18 protein-coding genes and 1 pseudogene are annotated in these 25,272 nt (G+C 64.8%); 12 read left to right on the top strand and 7 right to left on the bottom strand.

The genetic code is table 11. The annotated features are described in order from the left end of the window. Positions 1–69 precede the first annotated feature (69 nt). The 5 genes and pseudogenes from CFB45_RS33675 to CFB45_RS33695 all read left to right on the top strand — a co-directional run bounded on the left by CFB45_RS33675 (position 70) and on the right by CFB45_RS33695 (position 7,326). Entirely contained in the window at positions 70–657 is a 588-nt protein-coding gene (locus CFB45_RS33675) for a TetR/AcrR family transcriptional regulator (protein ID WP_174971128.1), read from the top strand. A gap of 29 nt (positions 658–686) precedes the next feature. Then, positions 687–1,805, top strand: coding sequence for an efflux RND transporter periplasmic adaptor subunit (locus tag CFB45_RS33680; protein ID WP_089429451.1), 1,119 nt, complete (start codon positions 687–689; stop codon positions 1,803–1,805). Further along, complete coding sequence (locus CFB45_RS33685) at positions 1,802–4,942, top strand: efflux RND transporter permease subunit (protein ID WP_089429452.1); 3,141 nt, start codon at positions 1,802–1,804, stop codon at positions 4,940–4,942. The genes CFB45_RS33680 and CFB45_RS33685 overlap by 4 nt, the downstream gene beginning before the upstream one ends. A 165-nt stretch (positions 4,943–5,107) precedes the next feature. After that, positions 5,108–5,335, top strand: a pseudogene (locus CFB45_RS39855) (porin); the annotation flags it as partial. Positions 5,336–5,703: 368 nt separating this feature from the next. Beyond that, positions 5,704–7,326: a long-chain-fatty-acid--CoA ligase gene (locus CFB45_RS33695; RefSeq protein WP_089429454.1), complete on the top strand. Its 1,623-nt coding sequence runs from the start codon at positions 5,704–5,706 to the stop codon at positions 7,324–7,326. Positions 7,327–7,555: 229 nt separating this feature from the next. Here CFB45_RS33695 and CFB45_RS33700 read toward each other — a convergent pair whose 3' ends face one another. The 3 genes from CFB45_RS33700 to CFB45_RS33710 form a co-directional block, all read right to left on the bottom strand. Further along, positions 7,556–8,740: an acetyl-CoA C-acyltransferase gene (locus CFB45_RS33700; protein WP_089429455.1), complete on the bottom strand. Its 1,185-nt coding sequence runs from the start codon at positions 8,738–8,740 to the stop codon at positions 7,556–7,558. A gap of 54 nt (positions 8,741–8,794) precedes the next feature. Beyond that, the gene (locus CFB45_RS33705; protein WP_089429456.1) at positions 8,795–10,618 is read right to left on the bottom strand and encodes an acyl-CoA dehydrogenase; all 1,824 of its coding nucleotides are present in this window, start codon (positions 10,616–10,618) and stop codon (positions 8,795–8,797) included. Positions 10,619–11,160: 542 nt separating this feature from the next. Beyond that, positions 11,161–14,352: a bifunctional cytochrome P450/NADPH--P450 reductase gene (locus CFB45_RS33710; protein WP_089429457.1), complete on the bottom strand. Its 3,192-nt coding sequence runs from the start codon at positions 14,350–14,352 to the stop codon at positions 11,161–11,163. 163 nt (positions 14,353–14,515) lie between these two features. Between CFB45_RS33710 and CFB45_RS33715 the strand changes: the two genes are divergently transcribed. Further along, on the top strand, positions 14,516–15,073 hold the full coding sequence (locus CFB45_RS33715; protein WP_256978470.1) for a TetR/AcrR family transcriptional regulator: 558 nt from the start codon (positions 14,516–14,518) through the stop codon (positions 15,071–15,073). Positions 15,074–15,137: 64 nt separating this feature from the next. Here CFB45_RS33715 and CFB45_RS33720 read toward each other — a convergent pair whose 3' ends face one another. The 3 genes from CFB45_RS33720 to CFB45_RS33730 form a co-directional block, all read right to left on the bottom strand. Next, positions 15,138–15,545, bottom strand: a complete 408-nt coding sequence (locus CFB45_RS33720) for a hypothetical protein (RefSeq protein WP_089429459.1) — start codon at positions 15,543–15,545, stop codon at positions 15,138–15,140. Positions 15,546–15,688: 143 nt separating this feature from the next. Then, positions 15,689–17,284 carry a DUF7822 domain-containing protein gene (locus CFB45_RS33725; protein WP_144025254.1) on the bottom strand — a complete coding sequence of 532 codons (1,596 nt, stop codon included), beginning with the start codon at positions 17,282–17,284 and terminating at the stop codon, positions 15,689–15,691. 140 nt (positions 17,285–17,424) lie between these two features. Further along, positions 17,425–17,610: a hypothetical protein gene (locus tag CFB45_RS33730; RefSeq protein ID WP_089429461.1), complete on the bottom strand. Its 186-nt coding sequence runs from the start codon at positions 17,608–17,610 to the stop codon at positions 17,425–17,427. 218 nt (positions 17,611–17,828) lie between these two features. Here CFB45_RS33730 and CFB45_RS33735 point away from each other — a divergent pair, with 218 nt between their 5' ends. The 4 genes from CFB45_RS33735 to CFB45_RS33750 all read left to right on the top strand — a co-directional run bounded on the left by CFB45_RS33735 (position 17,829) and on the right by CFB45_RS33750 (position 20,923). Next, positions 17,829–18,023, top strand: a complete 195-nt coding sequence (locus tag CFB45_RS33735; protein WP_047904609.1) for a type II toxin-antitoxin system VapB family antitoxin — start codon at positions 17,829–17,831, stop codon at positions 18,021–18,023. Further along, positions 18,020–18,424: a type II toxin-antitoxin system VapC family toxin gene (vapC, locus tag CFB45_RS33740; protein ID WP_089429462.1), complete on the top strand. Its 405-nt coding sequence runs from the start codon at positions 18,020–18,022 to the stop codon at positions 18,422–18,424. The genes CFB45_RS33735 and vapC overlap by 4 nt, the downstream gene beginning before the upstream one ends. A 274-nt stretch (positions 18,425–18,698) precedes the next feature. Beyond that, positions 18,699–19,418, top strand: a complete 720-nt coding sequence (locus CFB45_RS33745) for a response regulator transcription factor (protein ID WP_039353478.1) — start codon at positions 18,699–18,701, stop codon at positions 19,416–19,418. Further along, positions 19,418–20,923 (top strand): HAMP domain-containing sensor histidine kinase, encoded by a 1,506-nt coding sequence (locus tag CFB45_RS33750; RefSeq protein ID WP_089430100.1) that lies wholly within the window; start codon positions 19,418–19,420, stop codon positions 20,921–20,923. Before CFB45_RS33745 ends, CFB45_RS33750 begins: the two co-directional genes overlap by 1 nt. Positions 20,924–20,947: 24 nt before the next feature. Here the strand turns inward: CFB45_RS33750 and CFB45_RS33755 are convergent, their stop codons facing one another. Beyond that, positions 20,948–22,048: an AraC family transcriptional regulator gene (locus tag CFB45_RS33755; protein WP_089429463.1), complete on the bottom strand. Its 1,101-nt coding sequence runs from the start codon at positions 22,046–22,048 to the stop codon at positions 20,948–20,950. Positions 22,049–22,415: 367 nt separating this feature from the next. On the opposite strand from CFB45_RS33755, the gene CFB45_RS33760 reads away from it, so the two are divergent. Together CFB45_RS33760 and CFB45_RS33765 are read left to right on the top strand one after the other, a co-directional pair. Further along, positions 22,416–24,050 carry an AMP-binding protein gene (locus tag CFB45_RS33760; RefSeq protein WP_089429464.1) on the top strand — a complete coding sequence of 545 codons (1,635 nt, stop codon included), beginning with the start codon at positions 22,416–22,418 and terminating at the stop codon, positions 24,048–24,050. Between the two features lie 40 nt (positions 24,051–24,090). After that, positions 24,091–25,215: an AraC family transcriptional regulator gene (locus CFB45_RS33765; protein ID WP_373558435.1), complete on the top strand. Its 1,125-nt coding sequence runs from the start codon at positions 24,091–24,093 to the stop codon at positions 25,213–25,215. Positions 25,216–25,272 lie beyond the last annotated feature (57 nt).

Here is a 25,272-nt window from a genome sequence, read left to right on the forward strand (position 1 = left end):
AGTCTTGACATGGAGTTCATGAAACTATACTGTACGTATAGTTTAGTTTCAATCCCAAGGAGATGCACCATGTCGACTTCCGAGCGACGAGCCGGCCGCAGCAGTTCGCGCGACCGTCTTCTCGATGCCGCGGCCGAGCTCGTGGCCAGCCAGGGTATCCAGAACCTGACCATTGAAGCCGTGGCCGCTGCCGCGAAGGTCACGAAAGCAGGCCTTGTCTACCATTTCAAAACGCGCGACGACTTGCTGGCTGCGCTGATCGAGCGGGTGGTCGGCGAACTGGACATGCTGGACCTGCGGGCGCAGGAGGCACGTGACACGCGTGAGGCGGACGATGCCGCGAAGCCGTTGAAGTCGTCGCTGGCCGAGCTGTCGAAGCTGACCTTCGACATGCCGGAAGACCGCCGCCTGCTGCTGGCCAACCTGCTGGCCGCCACGTCGTTGTATCCGCATCTGGCCGGTCCCGTGCGGGATTTCTACTCGCGCAGCTATGCACGGGTTGCCCAAAGCGGCCCCGATGCGGGGCAGGTGCTCGCGCTGGTCGTCGCCCTCGACGGCATCGCCCTGCTCGAAGTGCTCAACCTGCACCGGTTCACGCCGGAGCAGCGCCAAGTGTTGCGCGACACGCTGGAAAGCGCGATTCGCAAGCTTCCCTGAGCTCCCTCATTCATTTCGAAGGTTTTACGATGCATTCCCGTTCCATGCCTCAAGCGGGCAGGCTGGTACTCTGCGCGCTCGTCTCGGCAACGCTGCTGTCGGCATGTCAGCCCTCCGCCGCGCCGGTTGCCGACGTACCGCGGCCCGTCAAGGTCGAAGTGGCCGGCGGTGCCGGCCAGGCGCATGCTGACACCTTCGTCGCGACGCTGCGCGCGCGCCAGCGCACCGACCTCGGCTTCGAGTCGTCGGGCCGCGTCGTCGCGATGCTGGTCGACGTGGGCGATCGCGTCCGGGCCGGGCAGGTGCTCGCACGCCTGGACGAGTCGCCGGCACGCTGGCGGCTCGACAAGGCGACGGCCGATCGTGCCGCCGCCGCCGCGACCCTGGCCGAGCGTCGTACCCACCTGCGTCAGCAGGAGGAACTCGCCCGCGACGGAATCATTTCCGCGCCCGCGTTGCAGGCCGCGCAGGCATCGCATCAGCAGGCCGCGAGCCAGCTGGGTGTCGCGGAGGCCGCGGTGGCGAGCGCCCGGCGCGACCTCGCGTTCACGCGCATCACGGCCCCGTTCGACGGCGAAATCGTGGCGCGTCAGGTCCAGCCGTTCGTGGATGTCGCCGCAGGCCAGAGCGTGCTGCAGATGGAGGCCGGCCGCGCGCTGGAAGCCGTCGTGATGCTGCCGGACACGATCGCCGCGACGCTGTCGCCCGGCGCCGAAGCCCACGCGGTCAGCGGCACGGATCGCGTGACGCTGACCATGGAACGGCTGTCCGGCCGGAGCGACAACGGCTCGCTGGTGCAAGCCATCTTCCGGGTCCAGGGTGCCCCTTCCGGGCTGCGCAGTGGTGGCGTGCTGTCCGTGGCGCTGCCGCGCGGTGAAGCGCATGACATCACGCTGCCGGCGACGGCCGTCATGGCCGGCACGGAAGCCGGACGAGGCAGCGTCTTCGTCATCGACGGCGCCAGCCAGACGCTGAAGCGCCGAGCGATCCGCACGGGCGGGCAACTGCTGCCGGATGGGCGGGTCGCCGTGACGCAAGGCCTGCGCGCCGGCGAGCAGGTCGTGGTCGCGGGGACCGCCGTCCTGAACGAGGGCCAGTCCGTCGTCACGTATCGGGCGCAGACCGTTCTGCAGGGAGCGCGCTCGTGAAGCTGACCCAGGGCGCACTCAATTCCAGCCGGCTCACCTTCTTTGTCGCGCTGCTGATTCTCGTGACCGGCGCGTTCACCTTCCTCACGTTCCCGTCCCAGGAAGAGCCTTCCACGACCGTTCGCGACGCGCTGGTATTCGTCGCGAACCCCGGCGTGCCGGCCGAGCGGATGGAGCAGCTCGTCGCCCGACCGGTGGAGGAGCGCCTGCGCCAATTGAACGAACTGAAGCACGTCACGAGCACCGTGCGTGACGGCAGCGTGATCCTCCAGGTTTCGTTCCGTGAAGACGTGCATGCACTGATGCCGGTGTTGCAGCGCATGCGCGCCAAGGTCGACGAAGCGGTGCCGCTGTTCCCGGCCGGCACGCTGCCTCCGCAGATCGACGACGACTTCGGTCGCGTGGCGATCGCGTCCATCGCGGTGACCGCGCCGGGGTTTTCGATGAGCGAGATGCGCGAACCGCTGAAGCTGCTGCGCGAAGGGCTGTACCGCGTGCCCGGCGTGCAGGGCGTCAGCTTTCATGGGCTGCAGGAGGAGCGCGTCTATATCGAATTCGACCGCGCCAGAATGGCGGGGCTGCATTTGTCCGCCGCGTCGGTCATGCAACAGCTGCAGAAGCAGAACGTCGTGCAGTCCGGCGGCCGGCTCGTGCTGTCGGGCCTGAACAGCGCGGTCGTCAGCTCCGGCGAAATCCGCTCGCTGCAGGCGCTGCAGGATTTCACGCTCACCGTGCCGCCGGCCGGCGCGCGCGCGGAAGCCGCGCAGGGCACCGTGCGTCTGGGCGACATCGCCCAGGTGCAGGTTCGGCCCGTCGATCCGCCCGAGTCTGCGGCGATCTTCCGCGGCGAAGACGCGGTCGTCCTCGGCATCTCGATGCGCAAAGGCCAGAACGTGAAGGCGGTCGGCCAGGCGCTGCGCGCGCGTCTGGACGAATTGAAGCAGCAGTTGCCCGCCGGTTTTTCGCTCGACTACGTGACCTTCCAGGCGGACGTGGTCGAGCGGGAAATGGGCCGCATGAACCAGGTGATGATCGAGACGATCGTGATCGTGATGATCGTCGTCGTGCTGTTCCTCGGCTGGCGCGCCGGCGTCGTGGTGGGCGGCATCGTGCCCCTGACCATCCTGGCCACGCTGCTCGTGATGCGCTCGCTGGGCATCGAGCTGCACATCGTGTCGATGGCCGCGATCATCATCGCGCTGGGCTTGCTGGTCGACAACGGCATCGTGATCGCGGAGGACGTCGAACGCCGCCTCGCCGCGGGCGAGGAGCGCCGTCACGCGTGCATCGAAGCAGGCCGTACGCTGGCGATCCCGTTGCTGACGTCATCGCTGGTCATCATCTTCGCGTTCTCGCCGTTCTTCTTCGGCGACACCGCCACCAACGAATACCTGCGCCCGCTCGTGGTCGTGCTCACGCTGTCGCTGCTCGGGTCGTGGCTGCTCTGTCTGACGGTGACGCCGCTGCTTTGCTATTTCTTCCTGAAATCCGGCCATCACGGCGAAGGCGATGCGCACGAGCACGATGCCGACGCGACGGTCAAGCAAAGCCGCTTCTACGGTGCCTATGCGCGCCTGATTCGCCGCGTGCTCGACCACAAGGGGCGGTTCCTGGTCGTGATGACTGCGTTGCTGGTCGGCGCGCTCGCGATCCTGGCCACGCGTCCGGCCGGGTTCCTGCCCGCTTCCGACCGGCCGCAGTTCCAGGTCGAGCTCGAGCTGCAGCCGGGGAGCGATGCGCGGCTCACGCGCGACGTGGTTCGCGACCTGAGCCGTTGGCTCGACGATCGCAAGCGCAATCCCGAGGTGACGACCAGCATCGGCTATGTCGCCGACGGCGGCCCGCGTGTCGTCCTGGTGCTCAATCCGCCGCTGCCTGCGTCGCATATCGGCTACGTCACGGTCAGCGTCGCGAAGCCGCAGGATCTCGACGCCGTGATCGCACGAACCCAGGCGTGGATGACGCAACACCATCCCGAGGTGCGAACCGATGCGAAACGCTTCTCGCGCAGCGCCCACGACGCCGGCACGGTGGCGTATCGCGTGTCCGGTCCCGACGAAGCCGTGCTGCGCGAGATCGGCCGCAAGATCCAGGCAACGTTGCATACCCAGCCGGGCATCGTGCAGATTCACGACGACTGGGGGCCGCGCGTGCCGCGTGTCGACGTCGAGATCGACCAGAACAAGGCACGGCGTCTGGGTGTCAGCAGCGAGGACATCTCGACGGCGCTGGCCACGCGGTATACCGGCGTCAACGTGTCGGTGTTGCGAGACGGCGATACGCTGGTGCCGTTGGTCGTGCGCGGCGCGCAAGCCGAGCGCGCGCGGCCGGAAGATCTCGCCAATACGCTGATCCATCCGGCTGCGGGCGGCGCGCCGGTTCCGCTGTCCGCGGTTGCGACGGTCACGTTGAATACCGAGCCGTCGACGATTCGACGCCGCGACCTGATGCGCACGCTCACCGTGAAGGGCCGCAATACCCACGGCACCGCGCAGCAGGCGGTCGATCAGCTCGCGCCGGCCGTCGGCCGGATCGCGTTGCCGCCGGGGTACCGGATCGAGCTGGGCGCCGAAATCGAGGAGTCCGCCGAGGCCAACGTGGCGCTCGGCGAGTATCTGCCGCACGCGGTGGTCGCGATGCTGGTGCTGTTCATCTGGCAGTTCGGCTCGTTCCGCAAGCTGCTGCTGATCGTCGGGATCATTCCGTTCGCGATGATCGGCGTCGGGCCCGCACTGATCATCGCCCGCGAACCGTTGGGCTTCATGGCGAACTTCGGCCTGCTGTCGCTGGCCGGGATCATCGTCAACAACGCGGTGCTGCTGCTGGAGCGTATCGAGGTCGAGCTGGCGGCCGGCAAGTCGCGCCGCGAAGCGGTCGTCGCGGCGGCCGTGGCGCGCCTGCGGCCGATCGTGATGACCAAGCTGACCTGCATCGCCGGCCTGATTCCGCTGCTGCTGTTCGCCGGCACGCTGTGGACCGGCATGGCCGTCACCATCATGGGCGGGCTGCTGCTCGGGACGTTGATTACGCTCGGCATGGTGCCGGTGCTGTATGAACTGCTGTTCAGCGACAGGCTGTCCGGCTGGAGCCGGAAGCTCTTCGGTTCCGGAGCCGTCGATGCGCCCGGGAAATGTTGAAACGGGTCGCCCAGCCGTTTAGCGCCCGTCAATGCGGGCGCATTGGAAACCCGGGTGTGACCAACAGGACAAGGTCCTCCCGGTGTTTGCCGGCTGTTGATGAACGAGGTCGCGAGACCTGCCTCATTTTTTTGAATGGAGCGTCACGAATGAACAAGACGCTGCGGCCCGCAATTCGGTGGCACGTACTCGCTCTCGAATAGTACGAACCTTGCGAACAACCGCGCATATAGCGCCGGCGTGACGTATCAGTTTGAAGGCCTGAAGCGGGGTGCTGCCTGCTCGCAAGCGAACAACGCCGGTCTGTTCGCGGCGGGCGCAGTGAACCCGTCGGTCGATTCGATCAATGGCACTGCATACCGAATCCAGGGCCGCAGCCGCACGTATGGCATCGATAAATCCCGCGTCGCAGCCTCGTGCAACTACCAAGTTGCCGCAAGTTTCCCCGTATGGTCAAATGACCATATCAATTGACCAGTTTGGGTGTAGCCCCCTGACTCGGAAGTCGCGTTTCGGGGAGCAAGAATTTGCCTGCCAAGCAGGGGGCGATGGCGGTGAAACAAACAGGATGGTGGCCGTCGCCCGTCAACTGTCTGCCGACAACGTGATCCACGGCGCCGCCGACTGTCGGTCGACCACGCAGCCCTATCGTTGCGACGCGCGATGCGTCTCGCGTGATTCGAGGCGCCCCGGCTTGTTCACGCGCGTGATGAGGGGATGGGCGTCGCGCACTTATTCAAATGGGACAGAGGAGATTGGGTATGGAAAAGATCTGGCTTGATGCCTATCCGCCGGGGGTTCCGGCAGAGCTTGATTCCAGCGCGTATCGAAACATCACTGCATTGATCGAACAAAGCTTCAGCCGGTTTCACGCGAATCCGGCGTTTGCGTGCGATGGAAAGCAGATCACCTATGGTGAGCTCGACGTGATGTCCCGAGCACTGGCCGCGTGGCTGCAGTCACGCGGCCTCGAGCGGGGTGCGCGGGTCGCCATCATGATGCCGAATGTGTTGCAGTACCCGATCTCGATTTGTGCGGTGTTGCGCGCCGGCTACGTTGTCGTCAACGTCAACCCGCTCTATACGCCCCGCGAGCTGCAACACCAGCTGAATGACAGCGGCGCGGAGGCGATCGTCATTCTCGACGGCTGCACGGCAACGCTGGATGCAATCCTTGCGCATACTCAGGTGAAGCATGTTCTGGTGGCCACGCAGGGCAACGTTTCCGGCGCGGAACGGAAGCCGAGCCCGTATGCGGCATTTGACGACGCGATCGAGGAGGGGCGTCGGGGCACATTCGTACCGGCTTCCCAGTCGCCGGACGATGTCGCTTTTCTCCAATATACGGGCGGGACAACCGGGGTGTCGAAAGGCGCGACGCTGTTGCATCGGAACATCGTCGCGAATGTATTGCAGTCGGACGTCTGGTTCAACCCGGCGCGCGATTTGCGCCCTGACGTGACGCAGTTCATCACGGTGGCGGCACTTCCGCTCTATCACATCTTTGCGCTCAATGTTTGCTGCCTGTTGACGATTCACACGGGGGCGCTTTCCGTACTGGTGCCGAATCCGCGGGACATCGGGGGGATGATCAAGTCGCTCGCGGGATACAAGGTCACGAATTTTCCGGGTGTCAACACGCTCTTCAACGCGATGCTCCATCACCCCGACTTCTCGCGCCTCGATTTCTCCAATCTGCTGCTGGCCAGCGGTGGCGGGATGGCCACGCAGGAAGCCGTCGCCAGGCGCTGGAAGGAGATGACCGGCGCGCCGATCATCGACGGATACGGGCTGTCCGAGACATCACCTTGCGTCGCGGTCAATCCCGTGACCGGGAGTGAGTTCAACGGCACCATCGGCCTGCCGTTGCCCTCCACGGAAGTGTCGATCCGGGACGACGACGGCAACGAATTGCCGCCCGGCGCAGCCGGAGAGCTGTGCATTCGTGGTCCGCAGGTGATGGCGGGTTACTGGCAGCGGCCGGACGAGACCGCGAAGGTGATGACCGAGGACGGCTTCTTCAGGTCGGGTGACATTGCGTCGATCTCCGAGGCGGGCTTCGTGCGAATCGTCGACCGCAAGAAGGACATGATTCTCGTGTCCGGTTTCAACGTCTACCCGAACGAGATCGAAGACGTCGTCGCCAACCATCCCGGTGTATTCGAGGTCGCGGCGATCGGCGTACCCGACGAGCATTCCGGAGAGGCCGTCAAGCTGTTCGTGGTCAGGAAGGATCCGGCGCTGACGTGCGAAGACCTGATGGCGTTCTGTAAAGGCCAGCTGACCGGTTACAAGCGCCCGAAAAGCATCGAGTTTCGCGACAGCCTGCCAAAGAGCAACGTCGGGAAGATCCTTCGGCGCGAGTTGCGGGTGTCGAACAATTGACGTGGTGACCGAGGTGATGCCGGGAGATTGAGTGGCCGGCATCACCCGTCTCCTAACCGGCACGTGAATGGCAGCGCGGAAAAAGTCCGCCGCACGCCGGCGCCTGATGCGACGGCGCATCCGGCGCGCTGGCGACACAAGGTCCACTCAAGCATCCCCGGAAAGGCAGGCAGGGCCCGCATGAGCGGGGCTGCCGCCCCATTCGTGCCGCGGGTAAAGGCGCGTTCCGTCAGGCGACTTCGAACAAGCCGGCCGCACCCATGCCGCCCCCCACGCACATCGCCACGACGACGTAGCGCGCGCCGCGTCGTTTGCCTTCGATCAGTGCGTGTCCGACCAGACGGGCGCCCGTCATCCCGTACGGATGGCCGATCGAAATGCTGCCGCCGTTGACGTTGTATCGGGCCGGATCGATTCCCAGCTTGTCGCGACAGTACAGCACCTGGCAGGCAAATGCCTCGTTGAGCTCCCACAGTCCGATGTCGTCGACTTTTAGGCCATGAAGCTTCAGGAGCTTGGGGATCGCGTAGATGGGGCCGATGCCCATTTCCTCGGGCGCATTGCCGACGACGGTCATGCCGCGATAGATGCCGAGGGGCGTCGCGCCGATCTGTTCGGCGGTCTTGCCGTTCATCAGGACGCAGGCGCTTGCACCGTCCGACAGCTGGCTTGCGTTCCCGGCGGTCACCACGCCACCGTCAACCACCGGTGCGAGCCCGGCAAGCGATTCGAGCGTCGTGCCGGGACGATTCCCCTCATCCTGCGTGAGCGTGACCTCCCTCCGCCACGTTTCGCCGGTCGCCTTGTCGACGACCAGCATCTGTGTCGTGATCGGGACGATTTCGTTCGAGAAGCGGCCTTCCTTTTGTGCGGCGGCAGTGCGCAGCTGGGAATCGAGCGCGTACTGATCCTGCAACTCCCGAGCGATCCCGTACTTGCGGGAAACGAACTCGGCGGTCTCGAGCATCGGCATGTAGGCGGCGGGTTGCACGGCCAGCACGTTGGGATCCTGGTCGGCACGCGTCCACTCGAAGTAGCGCGTCTGTACCGCCGAGATGTTTTCCTGGCCGCCCGCGACCACCACCTGCATCCCGTCGCACATGATCTGTTTGGCGGCCGTGGCGATCGCCATCAGGCCCGATGCGCATTGGCGGTCAAGCGTTTGCGCGCCGACCGAAGCAGGCAGCCCGGCCGCCAGCACACCTTGTCGGGCGACATTGTTGCCGGCGGTTCCCGCGTTGAGCACCGAACCGATGACGGCGTCCTCGATGCGATCCGGTTCGATCCCGGCGCGCAGCACGGCATGCCGGATGGCGTGACCGAGCAGGGTGGGCGAGTGCGTGAGGTTGAACGCGCCGCGATAGGCCTTGCCGATCGGCGTGCGCGCGGTGGAAACGATGACGGCATCAATCATATGACATCCTCATGAATTAGACGGAAGCAACGAAATGGAGGCTGCGCGCACGGGTCAGAACCAGTGCTCCGGCATCGTCAGGGGCGTGGTTTCCACGGGATTGAGCACCGCCAGCCATGCGGCCACCTTGGGCATTTCCCACCCGAAGAAGTAGTCGCACGCGGCGAGCTTGCCGCGATGGAAGTCGCTCCCGGTGGGGCCGCTCTCGAGCGTGTTGGCCACGAGCGCCTGATCGAGCCAGAGCCAGCCGACGACGACATGGCCAAATGCTTCGAGGTAGGCCGCCGCATTCGCCAGCTGGAGCTCCGGGTCGTCGAGCCGGTGCAGCGCGTGGGTGACGAGTCGGATGCGCTCCCACGCGCATTCGAGCGTGTCGGCATGGTCATGGAGCGAACGGATCGACCGAGCCTTGAATACCGTCGCGGCGATTTTCCGGTCGAGAGCATGCATCGCGGCGCCGCCGTTTGCACGCGTCTTTCGGCCCAGCAGGTCGAGCGCCTGGATACCGAATGTGCCTTCATGTATCGGGTTGAGCCGATTGTCGCGATAGAACTGCTCGACGTTGTATTCGCGCGTGTAACCGTAGCCGCCATGCACCTGAATGGCGAGATCGTTGGCGACGAGGCCCCATTGGGACGACCAGCTCTTGACGACGGGCGTGAGCAGGTCGAGCAGGCCATGCGCGTCTTCGCGGGCGCCGGCGTCTTCTTGCGAATGGATATCGTCGCTCAGTCGAGCCGCATACAGGCACAACGCGAGTGCACCCGACACGTAGGCCTTTTGCGCGAGCAGCATGCGCCGGACGTCGGCATGACGGATGATGGGGGCCTGTCCCGAGGCGGGCGACCGGTCACCGCGTGTCCGGCCCTGCAGGCGCGTCTTCGCATAATCCAGCGAGTGAAGGTAGCCGGTATAGCCGATCGCGGCGGCGCCGAGGCCGACCGAGATACGCGCCTCGTTCATCATGTGGAACATGTAGGCCAGGCCTTTGCCGGGCTCGCCGACGATCTCCCCGATCGCGCCCGCTTCGCCTCCCGGACGGTAGCGACCCTCACCAAAGTTCAGCAGGCAATTGACCGTGCCGCGGTACCCCATCTTGTGATTGATGCCTGCGAGGACGACATCGTTTCGCTCGCCGGGCAGCCCGTCGGCGTTGATCAACTTGCGCGGGACGGTGAAGAGCGATATCCCTTGAACGCCCGGAGGAAGCTGGCCGTTTTCATCGGGAATCTTGGCCAGTACCAGGTGGACGATGTTCTCGGCAATCTCGTGATCGCCACCGGAGATCCACATCTTGTTGCCGAACAGGCGGTAGCGGCCGTCCCGGCTTGGAACCGCGCGCGTGCGGATATCGGCAAGACTCGACCCGGCTTGCGGCTCCGACAGGCACATCGTGCCAAAACATCGCCCTTCCGCCATGGCCTTGACGTAGTGCTCGACCCGGTCGCGCTCACCGTGGGCCATCAGCAAATTGGCGTTGGCGATCGTGAGAAAGGCGTAGCCCGCGGTTCCCGGATTGGCTGCCAGCAAATACGCCATGCCGGCCCGCTCCACGGTGCTGGGCAGGCTCATGCCGTTCCACTCGTTCGGGAACGACGCGCTGATCAGGCCGGCGGCCGCAAATGCACGCAATGCAACACCCACTTCCGGGTTGATGGTGACGCGTTCTCCGTCGAATGCGGGTTCGTTGCTGTCGTTCTTCTTGTTATGCGGTTTGAAGAGATCCGTGGCAAGCGATTCGTACACATCCAGCACGGAGGTGTAGTCGAAGCGGTCCTGCCCGGCAAATCGTTGCCGACCGGTAAGCGATTCGACCTGCAGCCAGTCGAAAAGAATGAACTCCACGTCGCGACGGGAGAGGGTGAGTTCGCTAGTCATGGAATCGAATGAGTGAGTGTCGGGGGTCTTGGCGCGATTTCGACTGTCTTCAATAAATTCTGGAATGCGAAATTATGGGTTTGAAGCGATCGCGCTCGGAAACACTGAAGGACATCATGGGGTGATCGGCGTCGTCCACTCCGCCACGACATCGGGGGGATCGGTCGTGCATATCCGGAGGCGGTATGCATGGAGCGATTCGCGTGGTTTACAGTGGGACGGCATGTCCATATCAATGTTGATCAAACGACCAAGTCATGTGGCCGATGAAATTAGCATGGTGTTCATCGACGGTCGATCGTGGTTAACCCGTCGCTTTCCGAACTGTGCCGTCATTGAAAGACGTGGGGCGATTCGAAGCGGTTGAGCGGCGCGTGATCAACCCCTGGTTCCGGTCGGAACTCGACCGGAACCAGGGTGAAGGACGCAAGGAAAACAGGGCGCAGGCCCGGATCGAGGCACGTGTCGCATCCGTTCCGGAAAGCGGTGGCGGGGCAGGTCAAATGTCTGAAGCGACCGGACGTGGCAGGATCCCGTCCCCGTCATGCAAACACGTCGGCAACATATCTGCCATGCTCCCGCTCCATCGTGTCGATCCACGCGCTGGCGCTTTCATCGTTCGCTCCCGTTGCCTCCTGATAAATGCGGGCAAGCGTGGCGCGTACGGCAGGCGCCATGTTCTTTCCGTCCCCGCAGACGAAGACGGTGGCGCCTTGCGCAAACAGGGCGGCGATCTTCTCGCGCTCCAGCCAGACTTTGTCTTGAACGAACCGGGCACCTTCCTCCGGGCGGTTCGAGTAAGCCGGCATCACTTCGACCACACCGCATCGAGCCCATTCGTCGAGTTCGTCGCGATAAAGAAAGTCGACGTCGGGGTCATCGATGCCGAAGAAGAGCAACGACTTGCCGATGTTTTCCCCCTGCTGCTTCTGCAGTGCGCGCTCTTGCAGGAAGCCGCGGAACGGGGCGATACCGGAACCGGCACAGATCAGGATCATCGGCAGACCGGTTTCGGCGGGTGGCCGAAAGTGTGCATTCGATGGCCTGACTGCAACGGACAGGCTGTCCCCGGTGTTGAGCCGTGCGAGATACGACGACGCCACCCCTTCATGGCGACCATTGCCGGAGAGCGCCGGTGCATCGACCACGGCGACCGTCAGCGTGACATGGTCTGCTTTCCAAAGCGGGGAAGACGAGATCGAATACTGGCGTGCTTTCAGCGCGGGAAGCATATCGAGGAACTTTTCGAGCGACAGGTCGACGGACCCGAAGCGTTCGAGCAGATCCATGACGGTGGTCCGTTTTCCCAGGATCTCGCCTTCGAAATCGTCGGCGCTCAGGCGCTCGAGCTCGACCTTCTCGGGAGGGCAACGCGTGGCGGCGGCCAGGGTCGATACTTGTGATCGGGTGGCAGGAACGGCGAGTTCGACATAGCTCGAGAACAGGTCACCACAACTGATGGGCTGGCCGAGCGGAAGGCGCGGATTACTTGACGTGCCTTCAATCACCACCTGCGTGTCCCAGCTCACGCGAAACCGGCGCAAGACGCGATCGACGTTGTTTTTCGAGTTGCGCGGCAGGACGGCCAGGTAATCTCCCGATTGATACGTCATCGCTTCCGGCAGTTTCAGTTCAATATGCTTTTTGGAGCGGCTGCCGGCCACGCTGATATCGACCAGTTCCCTGTTGTCGACGATGGACGCATGCGCCATGTCGCCGAAGTTCAGCAGTTTTTCACGGGTATTCTCGGCGAAGCTGACCTTCAGCGCGGTATCGCCTTGTTGCACGGTCGAGACTTCCTTCCCGGCGCTGATCGCAAATCGGTCCCACATTTCGGTGTACCAATTGTCAAATTCACCGAAGAAGTCGCCACCGGAATCGAGTTCGCCTCTGACGTGCACTCTCGTGGCACCGGCCTTCTCGAGCGCCTCATCGACTCGCTTGGGAATCGCCTGGTAGGTCCGGGCCCATTGCTTGTTGCCGCACCCGAGCACCGAAAAATGGACACCGTCCAGCGCACCTTCGCCGAGTGCTTCGACATACGGGACGAATGATCGGGCGTTGTCGGGCGGCTGTCCTTCATAGGAAGCGGTGACGATCACGATGGCCGGATATCCGTCGAGTTTTCCTGCGAAATCGTCGAGCGGAGCGCACGTCGCGTGAAATCCGTGACGACTCGCATCCCCTGCAATACGTCTTGCAAAGGATTCGGCGGAGCCCGTGTTTCCCCCGAAGAGGACGAGCATGGTCGACACGTCTTCGCCGGAAGTAGTCGACTGAACCGGAGCGACGCTCGGGCTTTGAGCACTCGAGCGGGCGCGAACGGCCGTATCGGGCGCTTTGAGCGCGCCTCGGGCCCGAGGTTTCACGTTGATCCGGAAACCGGTCGGCTTCAGCGTAAGCGTTTCGGCGACATCCAGCTCGTAGTCCGGATCGGCGAAAGAGAAATCGAATCGCTGGAGCAGCATGATCAGGACGAGATGGGCTTCCTGCATCGCAAACGGGCGGCCGATACAGGCGCGTGCACCGTTGCCGAAGGGCTTCCATGCATTGGGCGGGAGTTGCTCCGCATTCTCCGGCGCAAATCGCTCCGGACGAAATGCCTCGACGTCCTCGCCCCAGACGCTCACATCCCGATGCAACATGGGCGTCAGGATCATGATGATGTCGTCGGGAGAAACGGCATATTTGCCGCCGAACGTGGTGTCGGCGAGCGGTGACACGGCGAATGCCGGCGCGGTCGGCCAGATGCGCAACGTCTCCATGAGGATGTGTTCGATGTAACGCAGTCGTGCGAGATGCTCGATCCGCGGTGTCTCGCTGCCCACCACCTCGTCGACCATGTCCCGTGCTTTTTGCAGGATGTCCGGGTTCTTGAGGAGGAAATAGGTGGCAAAGGACAGGAGCCCGCTGGTCGTTTCATGTCCGGCGATGAGAAAGGTAATCATCTGGAAGACGATGTTCTCGTCATCGAGTTTTTCTCCCGTCACCGGATCGATGCCGTTCAGCATGCGGTCCAGCAGGTCCATCGACGCTTCGCTGTCGTGTGGGTGCTTGCGCCGGTCTTCGATCATTTTGGTCGCAAGCGATCGCATGACTGCGATGTCCGCGTCGAACTTTCGACTGCGATTGACCATCAGCTTCGACACAAGCTTGGGCCGCAGCTCGCGCTTGCCGGCCTCGCTGAGGGTGTTGACCATGGCATCGACAAACGGATGCTGGTCTTCACGGTAGAAGCTGTTGAAACGACAATCAAACGCACACAGGGCAATCGTATCGAGCGTCAGTCGAGTCATGTGATCGGACACGTCGACCGGTGTCTCCGGGCCGAACCGCTCCCAATGAAGAAACATCTGGTCGGCGATGTCGACCATCTTGTCGAACATCGACCAGATACTGAGTGGGCCGAACGCCTGCATCAGCACACGATGCGCCTTGGCCCAGTTCGGTTCGTCACCGAATGCCGTAAATAACCCGTCGCCGATCGCGGGCCTCAGTTCGAGCAGCGACTGGTGCACACACTTCTGAAATCGGCTTTCATCGCACACCTCATTCACCAGTGTTTGCCCGCTGACAACGTAGTAACCTTGCCCGAACACCTCGAACCAGTAGACCGGCCCGTAAGTGCGCGCGAGATCCATCATCTTGGCAAGGGGGGACGGCCCGAGGACCTCCATCAGATGACCGATGACGGGTTTCAGGGGCGGCTGGGGGACGAGGGATGAGGACTTCATTTCAATAGCCTTTCAGAGGTGTGTTAGCACATCGCATCTCGATCTATTGAACAAATGTAAAATAGACAAAACCACGTGTCCAGAGCTTTTTATGTCACCTGATGTAAGCCCTAATACCGCCGATCCTCGCTTTCAACGGAGTTACGACGCGCTCGTTCGCGCCATGACCGAACTGCTCGACGAGGCGCCGCTGAACAAACTCAGCATTGCTCAGTTGGTGCAGCGCGCCGGCGTCGCGCGTCCCACGTTCTATCAGCACTTTCCCGACCTTCAGTCGGCCGCCCAGCGGGCGGCGCTGGTGAGGCTCGACGACGCTTTTGCGTTCGTCGAGGAGCAAGGCAAACGGCTGAACCCGCCGAGTGCCACTTTCTTCAGGTCAATGGAGGTGGAAACCGCGCTGATTCTCGAGCATCTGAATGCGCATCAGCCTTTCTATCTGTCCGTGTTCAACGACGCGGCCACATCGGCGTTTTTCGATGAATTGGTGACCTTCGTTTCCGGCCGGCTCCTTCCGCCTTATGAAGGCGTCCGCACGGAAGCCGAGCAGGATTGCCTGACGGTGCTCGGCGGGGGATTGGTCTGGACGGCGGTGCACTGGCTTCGCCAGGGCGCCATGCGCGAGACGCCGGAGGCCATGGCGAAGCGCATGGCCCGCACCGCGGCGACGATCCTCGATGCGTTCGGGCTGACGCTCGGGTTCGCGCAGGCGGATTCGGAGTAGCGAGAGGGGAAGCGCGACGCCGCGGTGGAACACGCGGCGTGTCATCGTCATGGTCGTCGAGCGATCAAGTCGAGGTCGCGGGTTTCATGAAATAGACATGGAACGCCTGCAGCGCGGACGCGACCCACTCACGCTCATCGTCCGACACATCGTCGAACGGCACACCGATCTTGTCCTTCGTGTAGTGATCGCCCAGTGCGCCGCGAATGCGGCGGTTGGCGCCCTCGGCATCGAGCAGGGTACGTTCTATCCGGACTGCCCCTTCTCGTGCGTACAGCGTGAAGCGAAAGCGCAGGCTCGCGACACCGGTCAGGATTCGCTGCAGGTCAAACTGCAACCGATCCGGAAAGACCGTGAAATAGATGAAGTCCTCGCGGTCTTCCGGCGTACCGTAAGCGTTGATCGCGTGTCCTTCGGGCTGACCATGGCGCATCAGGATGGCGCTCAGTAACGTGTAGTCGTGAATGTCCATTGCGTGTTGTAGTTTTCGTGTCGCCCTGTATCACGGCACGACGGCGACAAATTGAAGGTTTTTTTCCTGCGCCCACGCGCGCACGGCTCGTCCGGCATGACGCACCGAACGGTACCGTGCAGACGCACGATCCGCGAACGCCGTTACTTCGGGAGCCAGCCTTTCAGGCTTTCCGTCAACATGTTCACGCAATCGGCGCGTGTTTCGCCGGTCTCGATGAAGCTGTAGTCGCTCAACGCTATCCAGATCACGCGTGCGTCCATGCCTTCGCCGTCGAACGCCAACAGCTGATTTTCCTTCACCGTCGGCGTCCAGATCCATGGCTTCATGTCGCACTCCAGCGCCGCCAGCAGCGTGCCGTCGGGACTATAGAAATGGGGCCGCCCGTCCGCGGTAATCGCCAGCAACTGGCGCCCGTGCAGGAGCTTCGGCGGCTGCTTGTAAGCGTGATGGACGTGTGCGTATTCGCAGGGAATGACCAGCCGTCCGCTCTCGTGCACGACACCCTGCAGGATGCCCGGATTGTCCGGCGAAGGCTCGCCGGGCCGACACCACTCGACCACGGCGAGGCGCAGCTTCCGGTGGAACGCGAACACGTTCTTGTAACGCGTGTCGAATAGCGGTTCGCCGGTTGTCGCATCGACAGCGGACACCGTATCGTCCGCATGGAAGAGGCGAACTCGACCGTCGTCGTGGAGCATCCCGCCGGTCAGGTCGTCGAACAGCGACTCGCCATCGGGCCAACGCAGCAGCTCGACGATTCCGCTCGTGCCTTCCGGCAGCGGCGCACGTCGCCCCAGTGCCAGCGTTCGCGTGAGGGGAGACACATTGACGTAGCCGGCGGAAACCGGCACGACCCACCGGCCATTCAGATCCTTGAGGCCACCCGGCGAGCCGGCATGCCAGTCACCGTGTTGCCTGATGACGATATAGCCTGCCTCGATGTCGATCCATTCCGCTCCTTCGTCGGGGTGCACCAGCCAGCGGCCATAGGGCGTGACGAGCCCGGCGGGGGCGCGTGGCCGATCGGCGTCGGCCGAAGGCGATTCGCCGGCAACCCGATCGATTCGCCGCACGTAGTACGCCTGCACTTCGTCGATCCACGGTTGCCAGTCCCTTGCCGGCTCGTAGCTTTCCCGCAGATCATCCGGCCATTCCGCATGCGGCTGCGCCTCGATCGCGTAGATGCGCTCGATCACGTTCGGATTCCACCATCCCCATTGCCCCGTTGCCTCGCTCAGCAACGGTAGAAGGGCGGGCGGCAGGTCGGCCGCGCCCGGCTCCGGTGCCGGGCCCCATTCGGCGCAGCGTTGTCGCGTCTGCTGCAGGAACGCGTTCATGTCGGGCGTGCCGAGGGCCGCGTCGCAACACTGGCTGCAATCGAGGATCAGCCATTCGCGCGTCGTCGTCGAGACGGTCGTGTGCATGTGCGCCCATTGCGCCTGAGCATCGGCCGGCAACTGCGGCAGCCGCGGCTGCATGTGCCGGTCCAGCGCATGCCAGCGCGCGCGCACCTCGGCCATCGGCGCCATCAGGCAGGCGGGCGACTCGACATCGCCAAATATCGCGCACGGTGCGATCCGTGGCAGATGCGCTGCATCGCCGATCAGGTAGAGGAACAGTTGCGGAATCTGTTCGAACCATTCGGCCCAGCCGTCCATCTGGCCGTCGTCGATATCCCATACGGTCTCGGGCGTGGACGGGTGGTCGTGAGCAAACAGGCAAGCATATCGAAGCATTTTCCCGGAATCTCTCTTGTTTATTTGTGTGTGCAACTTCGGTCATCCACGACGGGGCGGGTCACATCCGGACGCAGGCGAATGGCGTCACGTCCGGCAAGCCGTCGGCCCGTCGTGCCTCTGCGCAGCAACAGGACCGATCATGTGTGCATCAGCCTGCGGCCGATCCCGATCATCAACGCTCCCACCCAGCCGAGGAATATACCCGTGATGCCGGCGCCGAGCCGTTCTTGGCGTGCACGGTGTTCGTCGTCGGTCAGTTGCCGGCAGGCGCAGGCGTACCGGGTGGAGAGGGTTCTTTCAAGGAAGGAGGAACGTGCGGACATCGTGGTTCCTTCAATCCGCACGCGGAGGGCCAAACGGATCGGGCAACCGGAGAGACCGCTGACGTGCCTGTATCAACTTGAATTGAGCGACTTCCACGTTGCGGGGTGCGAGCCACGTGAAAAATGGAGGACGGTCGGCATGGAATACTGTCCATGGCGAGACGCTTTGGGTAGTGATGTGTATAATTCATAAATTCATACACATCGAGAGGTATGCCATGCGTACCAACATTGAAATCGACGACAAGCTGATGGCCGAGGCGCTTGCCGCAACCGGTATCAAAACCAAGCGCGAAGCGGTCGAGCTCGGTCTGAAGACGATCATCAGGCTCAAGCAGCAAGAGCAGATTCGCCAGTTCCGTGGAAAACTCCACTGGGAAGGTGATCTCGACGCCATGAGGACGGATCGATGACGCTCGTGGATTCGAGCGTCTGGATCGACTATTTCCGCGGCAAGGTTGCGCCGGAAACCGACAAGCTCGATGCTTTGCTCGGCCACGAGGCGCTGTTGTCCGGCGACCTGATCGTCGTGGAGGTGTTGCAGGGCTTCTCGGCTGAATCCGAATTCAATGTCGCCCGCCAGTTGATGACGGGGCGCATGAATGTCGTGTCGCTGGTCGGAACGGACAACGCTGTCCAGGCTGCACGAAATTATCGTGCGTTGAGAGCGCGAGGCGTGACGATCCGCAAGACCATCGACACGCTGATTGCGACTTACTGTATTGAGAACGGGGTCTCGTTGCTGTATAGCGATCGCGACTTCGATCCATTCGTTCAACATCTGGGTCTTCGATCAGCCCTTCTGGATGATTGAGCGAAGCCAGGCGAGTCTCATCGACATTCGACCTGAGCGTTTTCCGGGCTACAGGAAATCCAGTTCAAGGGCCGGAGCGCGAAACCTTGCGGGCATCGGCACCGGGCGCAAGCACGATCCAAATCTAAACGATTTGTGATCCCTTCCCGTCGAAAAATTTTGCACAATGGCGGCAGCGCGGCCCATGGCCGCGATTCCCCCCGGAGAACCCGGCCAGCCGGACCGGGGCCGGCCCGAACCGATACCAGGCACCGACGTGCCGCCGCCCGCCGCCATGGACCAACCGAAACGCATCCTGATCGTCGAGGACGACGCCGATATCGCCGACGTTTTGAGCCTGCACCTGCGCGACGAGCGCTACGAGGTCGTGCACAGCGCGGACGGCGCCGAGGGGCTGCGCCTGCTCGAACAGGGCGGCTGGGATGCGCTGATCCTCGACCTGATGCTGCCGGGCGTCGACGGCCTCGAAATCTGCCGGCGCGCGCGTGCGATGACGCGCTACACGCCGATCATCATCACCAGTGCGCGTTCGAGCGAGGTGCACCGGATCCTCGGCCTCGAGCTCGGCGCCGACGACTATCTGGCCAAACCGTTCTCGGTGCTCGAACTCGTCGCGCGCGTGAAGGCGCTGCTGCGGCGCGTCGATGCGCTCGCACGCGATTCGCGGATCGACGCGGGCACGCTCGACGTCGCGGGGCTGGCAATCGACCCGATCGCGCGCGAGGCGAGCGTGGACGGCGCGCGCATCGACCTCACGCCGCGCGAATTCGACCTGCTGTATTTCTTCGCGCGGCATCCGGGCAAGGTGTTCTCGCGGATGGACCTGCTCAATGCCGTGTGGGGCTACCAGCACGAAGGCTACGAGCACACGGTCAACACCCACATCAACCGGCTGCGCGCGAAGATCGAGGCCGATCCGGCCGAGCCCGTGCGGATCCTCACCGTGTGGGGCCGCGGCTACAAGCTCGCCGCGCCGGGCCAGCGGGACGCATGATGAAGCTCACCCTTACCCAGCGGCTGTCGCTCGTGTTCTCGGTGCTGCTGCTCGCGTGCTCGGGCGCGTCCGCGTGGCTGCAGATCCGCGCGAACGACATGCGCGAGCAGGAAGTCGTGCAGGGGCTGTCGCGCGACCTGGCCGCCAACATCGTCAACAGCGTGACCCACAGCGCGCCGCTGATGGACGCGAACGGGCTGCGCCCGGACGCGGTGCGCACGTTGTTCGGGCAGTTGATGGGCGTGAACCCGAGCGTCGAGGTCTATCTGCTCGACAACGCGGGGCGGATCAAGGGCGACGATGCGCCGCCCGGCCACGTGAAGCGCGATCGTGTCGATCTCGCGCCCGTGCAGCGCTTCATCGCGGGCGAGCCGCTGCCGATCCTCGGCGACGACCCGCGCAGCCCCGATGCGCGCAAGGTGTTCAGCGCCGCGCCGCTGCAGCTGGCGGGCCAGCCGCCGTCCGGCTACATCTACGTGGTGCTGCTCGGCGAGGCGCATGACCAACTGGCCGCGCGCGTCGACGCCGGCAATGTGCTGCGCACGACGCTGTGGTCGATGGCGCTGGTCGCGCTGCTCGGCCTGCTCGCGGGCCTCACCGCGTTCAGCTTCATCACGCGTCCGCTGCGCCGGCTGACGGACGCGATGCGCCGCTTCGACGCGAACGGCGCGCCCGACACGCAGCCGCCGGTGCCGCGCTCGCGGCCGGGCCGGCGCGGCGATGACATCGTCGTGCTCGAATCCGCGTTCGCGCAGATGGCCGACCGGATCGGCGACCAGTGGCGCGCGCTGACGCACCAGGACCAGCAGCGGCGCGAATTGATCACGAACATCTCGCACGACCTGCGCACGCCGCTCACGTCGCTGCACGGCTATCTGGAGACGCTGTCGCTGAAGTCGGACACGCTCGCCGAGAACGAGCGGCGGCGCTACCTGTCGATCGCGCTCGCGCAGAGCGCGAAGGTCGGCCGGCTCGCGCAGGCGCTGTTCGAGCTCGCGCGGCTCGAATCGGGCGGCGTGCAGGCCGAGCGCGAGCCGTTCTCGCTCGTCGATCTCGTGCAGGACGTGTTCCAGAAATTCGAGCTGACCGCGCAGGCGCGCGGCGTCGCGCTGCATGCGCGGATTCCGCCGCGGGTGCCGGTCGTGTCGGCCGATCTCGGGATGATCGAGCGCGTGCTGACCAACCTGCTCGACAACGCGCTGCGGCACACGCCCGCGCACGGCGAGGTCGAGGTCGCGCTGGAGCCGCGCGGCGACCGCGTGCTCGTGACCGTGGCCGATACCGGCGAAGGGATTCCGGCGGCGCGGCGCGAAGGGCTGTTCCAGCGGCCGCAGCGGCCGATGAGCGGCGGCGCGGTGACGAGCGGCGGGCTCGGGCTGCTGATCGTGCACCGGATGCTGGCGCTCAACGGCAGCCGTATCCGGCTGGTCGACCGGGCCGGGCGCGGGGCGGTGTTTGAGTTCGCACTGGCGGTGGCCACGCCCGGGGCCGGCGACGGGCGCTGATCGTCGCCCCTGCAATGCCGGCGTTCAACCGCCGCGCTTGCGCCGCACGTCGCTCGGCGTCATGCCGGTCCAGCGCTTGAACGCGTGGCGGAAACCCACCGCGTCGCTGAAGCCGAGCGTCGATGCGATGTCCTCGGTGCTGAGCGTGGTCGTGCTGAGATAGTCGATCGCGAGCGCCTTGCGTACGCTGGCCAGCAGTTCGCTGTACGACGTGCCCTCGGCTTCGAGCTTGCGGCGCAGCGTGCGCGACGTGATGCACAGGATCGCCGCGATCGCGTCGATGTCCGGAAACTGTCCGGGCGTGCGCGTGAGTTCCTGGTACACGCGCCGCGTGACGCCGGCCTGGCTGCGCATTTCATCGAGCAGGCTCGCGCAATGCGACGACACCTGCGCGGCGGTGATCGGGTTCGCGAGCTGCGGCGCGCGCGTGAGCCACGCGGCCGGGTAGCTGAGCACGTGATGCGGCTGGTCGAACGCGATCGGGCATTCGAGCGCATCGGCCAGCATTGCCGCGTGCGCCGGCTGCGGCTGCGCGAACTGCGCGCGCGCCGGCACGCACCACGCCCCCATCACGTCCTTGATGATCGTCACGTGCAGCGCGAACTGCATGTCGATCAGGAAACGGTACAGCGGCTCGTCGAGATCCGGTAGCGCGACTTCGTGCCGGTCGGGAAACTGCCACGACACGATGTCGCCGTGTTCGACCCAGCGGATCGCGAGCATGCCGTTCGCGAGCCGGTGATACTTGACGGCGGATTCGAACGCATGCGCGAGCGATTCCGAACACAGCATCGCGTAGCCGTACATCCCGTAGCTCGACACGTGCAGCCGGTGGCCGACACGCACGCCGAGGTCGGTGCCGTCGTAGCGGCCGATCGCATTGCGCGCGGCCGTGAGGAACTGCAGCGGCGACGTGAGCGTGAACGGGTCCGCGACGGCGGCCGGCGTGAGACCGGTGCCGTCGAGCACCGCGACCGGGTCGAGGCCGGCTTGCGCGGCCACGTCGAGCAGCACGGCCAGCTTGGCCGGCGTGAAGCGCTGCTGGCGCAACGCGTGGGTCGGCTCGACGTCCGGCAGGCGGGCTGCGCGGGCGGTCGTCGGGGTCAAGAGCGCACTGCGCGGCATGGGAGCATCCTGCGTCCGAATCGATATCGTTGACGGCACGCAATTCTGCTCGGGATCGGTCCCATGCGCCACAGGGTTCACCCTGATACGCGTGCCAGTGCGACCCGGTGCAGCGGGCTTCGGTGCGCCCGTAGGGCCGCAGCCGGCCTGGCGCGTGCCGTCCTGCCAGGTTGGCGGTATCCGGCGAAGTTACCTGGACAGGTGCGGCTCGCCTGTCCGTTTCGATCATCTTTTCGGCCGCCCGGATCATTTTCAAAGTGCGCCGCGCGGGCGATAGTCGCCGATCAGGCGATGGTCCGCGCTTCTCCGGCGTGCAGGCCATCGTGCGAACGGCGCGGCCGGCGCGCCGTCCCCCGTGGAGTGAGACATGACGAAGAGACACTGGACCGGGTCGTATGGCTCGATCCCCGCCGAGATCGATCCCGATCGCTTTCCTTCCGTAAGCGCGTTGCTGGACGACGCAATGCGCCGATTCGCCGATCGCCCGGCGTTCCACTCATATGGCCGCACGCTGACCTATGGCGACGTCGACCGCCTGTCGACCGCGCTGGCCGCCTATCTGCAGCAGGTCGTGGGCGTGCGCAAGGGCGATCGCGTGGCCGTGATGCTGCCCAACGTGCTCGCGTTTGCGGTCGCGTTCGTCGCGGTCGCGAAGATCGGCGCGATCCAGGTCAACGTGAACCCGCTCTACACGGCGCGCGAGCTCGAGCATCAGCTCAACGACGCGGGCGTCGAGGTCGCGCTGGTGTGCGGCGGGTCGATGGGCACGTTCGCCGAAGTGGTCGGCGGCACGCGCGTGCGCACCGTGCTGAGCGTCGGGCGCGGTGATCTCGGTGTCGTCGATGCGCCGGCCGGCACATGCGACGCGCTGCCGCCCGGTTCGATCCCGCTCGCGCGCGCCATTGCCGCCGGCGAATCGCTCACGTTCGAACCGGTTGCGCTCGGCGGCGCGGACCTGCTGCTGCTGCAGTACACGGGCGGCACGACCGGCCTGTCGAAGGGCGCGGCGCTGTCGCACCGCAACCTCGTCGCGAACATCGAGCAGTTCGGGGCGATCGTGCCGGCCGCGCGCGTGCCGGGCGAGGAGGTCGTCGTCACGGCGATCCCGATGTATCACATCTTCGCGCTGACGGTGAATTTCCTGTCCTACTTCGCGATCGGCGCGCAGAACTGGCTGATCGTGAACCCGCGCGACATGGACGGCTTCATCGACGTGCTGAAGGCCGCGCGGCCGACGGTGTTCGTCGGCGTGAACACGCTGTACGCGGGGCTCGCCGGCCATCCGCGCCTGACGGAAGTCGACTGGTCGCGGCTGAAGCTGTCGGCCGGCGGCGGCGCGGCCGTGATCGACGTGATCTCGTCGCGCTGGAAGGCGGTGACGGGCAACTTCATCCGCGAGGGCTACGGGCTGTCGGAAACGTCGCCGGTCGTGTCGTTCAACCCGCAGTCGATCGACTCGTTCACGGGCACCACCGGCCTGCCGCTGCCGTCGACCGACGTGAAGCTGCTCGACGACCAGGACAACGAGGTGGCGATCGGCGGCGCGGGCGAGATCTGCGTGAAGGGGCCGCAGGTGATGGGCGGCTACTGGCAGAAACCGGACGCGAATGCGGCCGCGTTCACGGCCGACGGCTATTTCCGCACCGGCGACGTCGGCGTGTTCGACGAAGCCGGGTTCCTGCGGATCGTCGACCGCAAGAAGGACATGATCATCGTGTCGGGCTTCAACGTGTACCCGAACGAGGTGGAAGCGGTCGCGACCGCCGTGCCGGGCGTGGCTGAATGCGCGTGCATCGGCGTGCCGGATGCGCGCACGGGCGAGGCCGTGAAGCTGTTCGTGGTGCTGGCGCAGGATGCCGACGTGACGGAGGAGCAACTCGTCGCGCATTGCCGCGAGAGCCTCGCGGCCTACAAGGTGCCGAAGCTGATTCGCTTCGTCGACCGGCTGCCGAAGTCGACCGTCGGCAAGATCCTGCGCCGGGAACTCAGCCGCACCGACTGATGGCGTCGGCGCGCCGCGCCGCGCAGTGTCCGGCGTGCCGATAGCCCGGAAGGCTCCGCGCGGGCCGCTCAAGTACAATGCGAGCGGTTCGATCGACGGGGACGCGATGACCGGTTCAGATTCACTTTCCGCCCAGCCCGGGCCCGCACCCGGGCGTGCGCTGCCGTCGCCGAGCGCGACGGTGCCGATCTCGCTCGTCAACGGCTTCCTCGCGAGCGCGGCCGTGCAGCGCGACGTGGTCGAGCGCTACCTGGGCGGGGCCGGCATCCCGATCGAGCTGCTCGGCGAACCGCATGCGCGCGTGACGGAGGAGCAGTTCTCGACGCTGTACCGCACGCTCGCGATCGAACTCGACGACGAGATGCCCGGCATCTTCTCGCGCCCGCTGCGCGGCGGCACGCTGAAGTACCTGTGCCTGAGCCTGCTCGATGCGCGCAACCTCGAAACGGCGCTGCATCGTTTCGGGCAATTCTTCCATATCCTGCTCGACGATTTCTTCGTCGAATCGAAGCGCGACGGTCTCGTCGCGCAGACGGTGCTGCGCCCGAACGACGCCGTCGGCCCGATCGGCGCGCTCGGCCAGGAGCTGATGCTCAAGCTCGTGCACGGCGTGTGCTCCTGGCTGATCGGGCAGAAGATCCCGCTGCTGCAGATCGAGTTCGCGTGCCCGCGGCCGCGCCATGCGGTCGAGCACCTGTACTTCTTCACCGGCGCCGTGCAGTTCGACTGCGAGCGCACGCTGATGCGCTTCAGCGCGGACTACCTCGACGCGCCGATCCGGCAGAGCAAGCGGAACCTGCGCAAGTTCCTCGCGCGCGCACCGGGCGACTGGATCTTCGAATCGTTCAGCGAACAGCTCGTGTGCCATCGCGTGCGGCAGTACCTGTCGGAAGCGTTGCCCGACCTGCCGGTGATCGACCAGGCGGCCGAGCACCTGCATTGCTCGGTGCGCACGCTGAGCCGCCACCTGGCCGCCGAAGGGACGACGTTCCAGGCGCTCAAGGACGAACTGCGGCGCGACATCGCGATCCAGCGGCTGACCGATACGCCCGATACGATCGCGGCGATCGGCGCCGACATCGGCTTCGACGATCCGAGCGCGTTCCATCGCGCGTTCCGGCACTGGACAGGAAGCACGCCGGGCACTTACCGGCGGCGCGCGTAACGCGTCACGCGTCATGCATCGCTTCAAGGTAGCCGGTTCCCATAACTGGATACCTTC

The sequence above is a fragment of the Burkholderia sp. HI2500 genome (genome assembly GCF_002223055.1).
Lineage (GTDB): Bacteria > Pseudomonadota > Gammaproteobacteria > Burkholderiales > Burkholderiaceae > Burkholderia.

Excerpts from the sequence above, each read along its gene's own strand:
- CFB45_RS33675 (WP_174971128.1), top strand. The coding sequence starts at position 70 with ATGTCGACTTCCGAGCGACGAGCCGGCCGCAGCAGTTCGCGCGACCGT.
- CFB45_RS33680 (WP_089429451.1), top strand. The coding sequence starts at position 687 with ATGCATTCCCGTTCCATGCCTCAAGCGGGCAGGCTGGTACTCTGCGCG.
- CFB45_RS33695 (WP_089429454.1), top strand. The coding sequence starts at position 5,704 with ATGGAAAAGATCTGGCTTGATGCCTATCCGCCGGGGGTTCCGGCAGAG.
- CFB45_RS33700 (WP_089429455.1), bottom strand. The coding sequence starts at position 8,740 with ATGATTGATGCCGTCATCGTTTCCACCGCGCGCACGCCGATCGGCAAG.
- CFB45_RS33705 (WP_089429456.1), bottom strand. The coding sequence starts at position 10,618 with ATGACTAGCGAACTCACCCTCTCCCGTCGCGACGTGGAGTTCATTCTT.
- CFB45_RS33710 (WP_089429457.1), bottom strand. The coding sequence starts at position 14,352 with ATGAAGTCCTCATCCCTCGTCCCCCAGCCGCCCCTGAAACCCGTCATC.
- CFB45_RS33715 (WP_256978470.1), top strand. The coding sequence starts at position 14,516 with ATGACCGAACTGCTCGACGAGGCGCCGCTGAACAAACTCAGCATTGCT.
- CFB45_RS33720 (WP_089429459.1), bottom strand. The coding sequence starts at position 15,545 with ATGGACATTCACGACTACACGTTACTGAGCGCCATCCTGATGCGCCAT.
- CFB45_RS33725 (WP_144025254.1), bottom strand. The coding sequence starts at position 17,284 with ATGCTTCGATATGCTTGCCTGTTTGCTCACGACCACCCGTCCACGCCC.
- CFB45_RS33730 (WP_089429461.1), bottom strand. The coding sequence starts at position 17,610 with ATGTCCGCACGTTCCTCCTTCCTTGAAAGAACCCTCTCCACCCGGTAC.
- CFB45_RS33735 (WP_047904609.1), top strand. The coding sequence starts at position 17,829 with ATGCGTACCAACATTGAAATCGACGACAAGCTGATGGCCGAGGCGCTT.
- vapC (WP_089429462.1), top strand. The coding sequence starts at position 18,020 with ATGACGCTCGTGGATTCGAGCGTCTGGATCGACTATTTCCGCGGCAAG.
- CFB45_RS33745 (WP_039353478.1), top strand. The coding sequence starts at position 18,699 with ATGGACCAACCGAAACGCATCCTGATCGTCGAGGACGACGCCGATATC.
- CFB45_RS33750 (WP_089430100.1), top strand. The coding sequence starts at position 19,418 with ATGAAGCTCACCCTTACCCAGCGGCTGTCGCTCGTGTTCTCGGTGCTG.
- CFB45_RS33755 (WP_089429463.1), bottom strand. The coding sequence starts at position 22,048 with ATGCCGCGCAGTGCGCTCTTGACCCCGACGACCGCCCGCGCAGCCCGC.
- CFB45_RS33760 (WP_089429464.1), top strand. The coding sequence starts at position 22,416 with ATGACGAAGAGACACTGGACCGGGTCGTATGGCTCGATCCCCGCCGAG.